This window comes from Campylobacter sp. MIT 99-7217, from assembly GCF_006864365.1.
Lineage (GTDB): Bacteria > Campylobacterota > Campylobacteria > Campylobacterales > Campylobacteraceae > Campylobacter_D.
Window position 1 is genome coordinate 1 of sequence record NZ_QHLJ01000020.1, and the last position, 5,158, is coordinate 5,158.

General features: G+C 32.7%; 2 protein-coding genes. Both read right to left on the minus strand.

The window, feature by feature from the left end:
• Positions 1 to 359 (minus strand): hypothetical protein (locus DMB92_RS09055; protein WP_142682741.1); only part of this gene is annotated, 359 nt, incomplete at its 3' end.
• A gap of 115 nt (positions 360 to 474) precedes the next feature.
• Positions 475 to 5,133, minus strand: a complete 4,659-nt coding sequence (locus DMB92_RS09215) for an LPD23 domain-containing protein (protein WP_221886255.1) — start codon at positions 5,131 to 5,133, stop codon at positions 475 to 477.
• Between the last annotated feature and the right edge of the window lie 25 nt (positions 5,134 to 5,158).

Consider the following 5,158-nt stretch of genomic DNA (forward strand, 5'->3'; position numbering starts at 1 on the left):
TTTATAACTTCACTAAAGCCATTTTTCAAAAACTCTTCCTCGCTAAGCTTTGCTGGCAAGGCTTCGCCCTTGATATTTTCAAGTAAGCTTAAAGCCTCTTTTTTGCTTTGCTCTAAACTTTCTTTTTCAAGCTTATTTAAAACAAACTCAGCCTGTTTTAAAGCTCCTTTTTCACTTTGCATTATGCTTAAATTTAAAGGCTCAAGTGTTTTTAAGATAGGATATTGCTTTTTAGCATTTTCAAAGCCTTTTTTTAAACTATCTTTTAACTCATTTCTTAGCCTTTGTCTTAACTCAGGCTTTTCTTTTAAGGCTTTAAATCCTTTGCTAAGTGCTAAGCTTCCCCCAGCTCCAAGCAAAAAGCCCTTTACAAAATTATCAGCATTAAAGACTAAATTGCCGTTCTCATCTTCTTCAAGCCCATTAAGTGAGCCACCAAAAAGCCCAGCTGTTAAATGAGCGTTTGAATGTAGCTTAATTATTATTTAAATATTTATAATAAAGCAAATTTTTATCATCGCCCTTTATCATTTTTTTAATCCTACCTAAATCTTTATCACTCATAGGGATAAAGGTTGTATTGATAATTTCGCCTCTTATATCAAGCCCATAAGCTACCATATAATTAAATTTATCTTTTATTTTAAAAGGTTTAAAAAAAGTATAAGAATTTTCTGCTAAAATGGACTTGTCATTAGTGTGTATCCACTTGCTATCTTGCTTTTTCTTAGCATTTGCGGACACCTTAGCATTAGTGATATACTCTTGCTTAACGACAAAAAGCGGGTCGGTTAGGGTATCAAGAAAAGCTCCGCTGTATAAACTTCTATCTTTTTTATAGGTATTTCCTTTATTTAAGTGTTTCCAAGCGTGTTTTAAATTGATTTTCACTCTTCCTATAGGCGTTATAATCTCGCTATAACCCTTTTGATCTGCTTTGATTTGATTTAAAAATTCATGCTCATTTTTTGCCTTAGGTAAAGGCATAGCATATTTATTTATTTTATCAGTTTTTATTTTATCTAATTGCCTATCTAAAAACTCATTTTCTAAAGGTTTTGAGAGGGAAATATCCTTATCATATTCTATAATAGGGCTTTTATCTTTATAATAAGGTTCTTTGCTTCCCCAAAATTCCCCAGTCCAAGCGTGATTTTGTTCTAAATTTTCTTTAGTATATTCCAAATCCTCAACATTGTTATTTAATGTTCTACTTTTTTCATTCATTCTTTGCCATTTATCATAACTCCAATTATTAGCTTTAGGACTATCAGTTATCTCATTAAAAGCGTCTAATTCTTCTCTTGCTTTTTGCAGTTTTGGCTCTAATTTTTGTAAGCTCTGATATTTTTTAATCAAATCTTTTTGCACATTTTTATTAAGCTCACTTGTTTCGTGTGGGTGCTCATTAAAGCTATAATCTCGCATTCTATATTCGACATTTCTTGCTTCTATCTCTCCATAACTTCTTGTATGATGCTCTAAACCTCCTCCACTTCCTCTTGCAAAATTTTCTATTTCTTGGATAGCGTGCTGTATTTCGTGGTAAAGGGCATATATTGGATCTGCATGTTTTAATGCTTTAAAAGTGATATTTTTAGGCTTTTTTGTGTCTTTGCCCCAATAAGCAAAGCCCACACTATCATTTCTTTGAACCTTTATATCTTTAAGCTGTGGATAGGCTTTAAATAATTCCTCATCTTCTAAAATACTATCTAATCTTTTCACTTCGTAATTTTTCATATCTTCAAAATCTTTTTTTAGATTGCCTGCTATTGGGCTTATTTCAAATTTCCACCTTTTATCCCTATCTAAAAACCAGCCCGTATTTTCCCAAATTTCTAAATCGCTTTTGCCCTCTTTTAACATTGCTTTAGCTGTGTTTAGTTGGGCTTTTTGTGGTGCGTAGCTTTCATTCAATAAAGCCTTTTTACCAGCGAAAATTTGAGGATTTGCATCAAAAAATTTATTTTTATTGAAAAATTTTGTTAAGCTGTTAGCAATGCCACTTCTTGCATAATGTTCTAAGTCTTTTTTAGCAAGCTTTGACATTAAAACAGGGTTTTCTTTAGCTATGTTTGGATATTTTTTTATAAGAGCCTTTGTGTGAAGTTCTAAGCCCTTTTTTACCGCAAAACTTCCTCCAGCTCCAAGCAAAAAGCCCCTTACAAAAGCTTCAGGGTTAAAGCTTAAATTTCCGTTCTCGTCCTCCTCAAGCCCATTAAGAGAACCTCCAAAAAGCCCAGCTACTAGATGAGCGTTTGAATGTAGAGTTTTATCATCTTGCTTTTGGTTTAGATTTGTGCTAAAATTACCTCGTAGGGTTGAGGATTTATTTGCATTTTGCAAAGGCTCTGGCAGACTATCTATCTCCTCTATTGACCTGCCTAATTCTACATTTTCAGCCTTTTGGATTTGTCTTTGTAGTTCTCTTTTTTTACTCGTTGGAATTCCTGTAATTAACAATTTATCATCTTGCTCGGTAATCAAAATATAAAATCTTTTTTTATTTTTATCATCAAAGGCTTTCATATAAGTATTTTGAGCTTGATTGCTAAGCTTTACATCATAGTTTTTAAATGTCGGCTCAGCTAAATTTAGATATTTTAGCCTTTGAAAACTATCTTCCTTACCTTTCAAATGCTTTAAAAAGTTTTCTTTGTTTATAACTTCACTAAAGCCATTTTTCAAAAACTCTTCCTCGCTAAGCTTTGCTGGCAAGGCTTCGCCCTTGATATTTTCAAGTAAGCTTAAAGCCTCTTTTTTGCTTTGCTCTAAACTTTCTTTTTCAAGCTTATTTAAAACAAACTCAGCCTGTTTTAAAGCTCCTTTTTCACTTTGCATTATGCTTAAATTTAAAGGCTCAAGTGTTTTTAAGATAGGATATTGCTTTTTAGCATTTTCAAAGCCTTTTTTTAAACTATCTTTTAACTCATTTCTTAGCCTTTGTCTTAACTCAGGCTTTTCTTTTAAGGCTTTAAATCCTTTGCTAAGTGCTAAACTTCCACCAGCTCCAAGCAAAAAGCCCTTTACAAAAGCTTCAGCATTAAAGCTTAAATTTCCTTGCTCGTCCTCCTCAAGCCCATTAAGAGAACCTCCAAAAAGCCCAGCTGTTAAGTGAGCGTTTGAATCTAGGGTGGCTTTCCTGTGATAATTTAGTTCATTAGCTCTTAATTTTTCATATTCCCCACTATCTACAAAATGTTTAGCTTCATCAAGGCTTTTAAAATATTGTTTTGTTTGTGGGCTTAAAGAGATACTATAATGCCCAAATTTATCTAAAGATATAAAAGCGTTTTTATAAGCTCTTGTATTAATCATGCCAGCATATTCGCCAAGTTTTAAAAAATCCTTTATATCTTTAGGCTTTTTTTTCTCTAGTTCTTCAATAATATCTATTTTAGCTTTTATAAGATCATCTTGATTTGAATTTTTCAACTTTTTATAAAGTTGAAAAATTTCACTTTTAAGCTCGTCATAATCCATATTGTCAAGGCTCTTTTTATAAGCATTTAAATTCTTGTTCTCGTCATTTAAACCCTCTTTACTTTTTCCCTCTTTTGTGTTAAAATCGTCTTTAGAGTTTGATAAGGGTCGCTTATCAGTAAAAAGGGCATCGCCGAAAGTCTTGTCCCTTTCTCTTGTAACTTCGTAAGCTGTTAAAATCCACTTATTATTACCCTTACCATTAAAACCTTTTGCTAAGCCTAATTTATAATAATTTCCATTGTCTGCTTTATGCCATATTGTTTTTAAGCCTTGATTATCTACGATTTGTCCTTTCTCCACTATCTGGCTTAAATCCTTAGCTATATCTTCAAATTCGCCTGCGTGTTTTTGCAATATATGCTTAAGCCCAAAATCATCATTTCCCCAAACTAAATCAATATCCCCTAAACCCTCTTTATAAAAAGCTCCTGCAACTTGTCCGCTTTTAGTTTGTAGTAAATGATTGATAGCTTCTTGTCCTTTATGGTAAAACTCAGGATAATTTGTGCCAAATTCTTTTAAAGGAGTAATGTTTAAAGGCTCTTGCAAATTATCCGCTTTTGTGGTAGAATTTGCCTTAAATGCTAAGGTATCGTTGTGGGTATCTGCGTCTAAGTGTTGGCTTAGGTTGGGCTTGTCCCTTGCCACTTCATCTGCCATTTTTGGCGGATTTGCAGTAGCCTTAGCATTTTTTAACAATACTTCTTTATTATAATTTCCCTTTGTTTTCCAAGCTGTTTTAAATATCAGCTTATCTTGTCCTAATAAAGCCTCCTCGATAGTGATAAAATGTCCGTTGATTTGCTTAATATAAATCACGCCTTTATCAGTGAAATATTTATCTGTATAATCTTGCGTTATTTTTGGATAATACTCCCTAATATCCTCCCTTGTTATTGCTATATTTCCTCTTGATTTTTCCTTTGCTTCATCGCCGTGAGATTTTAAGGCATGCAAAATTTCATTTTCTCTAAGCTCTCTTATTAAAGGCTTTTTATCCTTAAAGTTAAAATGCTCTTTTAACTCTTTGTTTTCTGCTTCGTTGATTTCGTAGCGTTTTATTGCATTTTTCAAATCCTCTTTTTGCTCATACAAAATCTTACTATTTTTTAGCTCCTCAATATCTTCTAGCTTTTTATTTCTAAAGCTTTGATAGCTAAGTTCGCCATTTTCATATTTTGCTAAGCTTAACCACTCTTGATCAAGTATATTGTCTTCTTTTAAAAAATAAAGAGCTTTTTCGTTTTTAAGTATTTTACTAGGCTCTTGTATAGTGCTTCTTATGAATGGAAATTCTTGTTTGTTATCATGCGAAAGCTTGTTTAACTCTGTATCACTTAGCCTTATATCACTTATTCCCTCTTTATCTAACACAGCCTTAATCTCATCACTAAATTTATTTAATAATTCCTCGCTTTCTTGCAAATTATCCGCTTTTGTGGTAGAATTTGCCTTATCAAAGCGTGGGCTAGTATCTAAGTTTGTCCCTGTCCTTTGCGATAGGCGGTCAAGCGGTTCGCCTTGCGAATTTACTACACGCTTTGCATTTTTAAAAATATTACTTTCTAAGCTTAATTTTCCATTTTCTTTAAAGGCTGTTTTAAATTTAAGCTCGTTATCCTTAGTGCTTATACTTTCAACCACTGCAAAATGTCCGTTAATTTGCTTT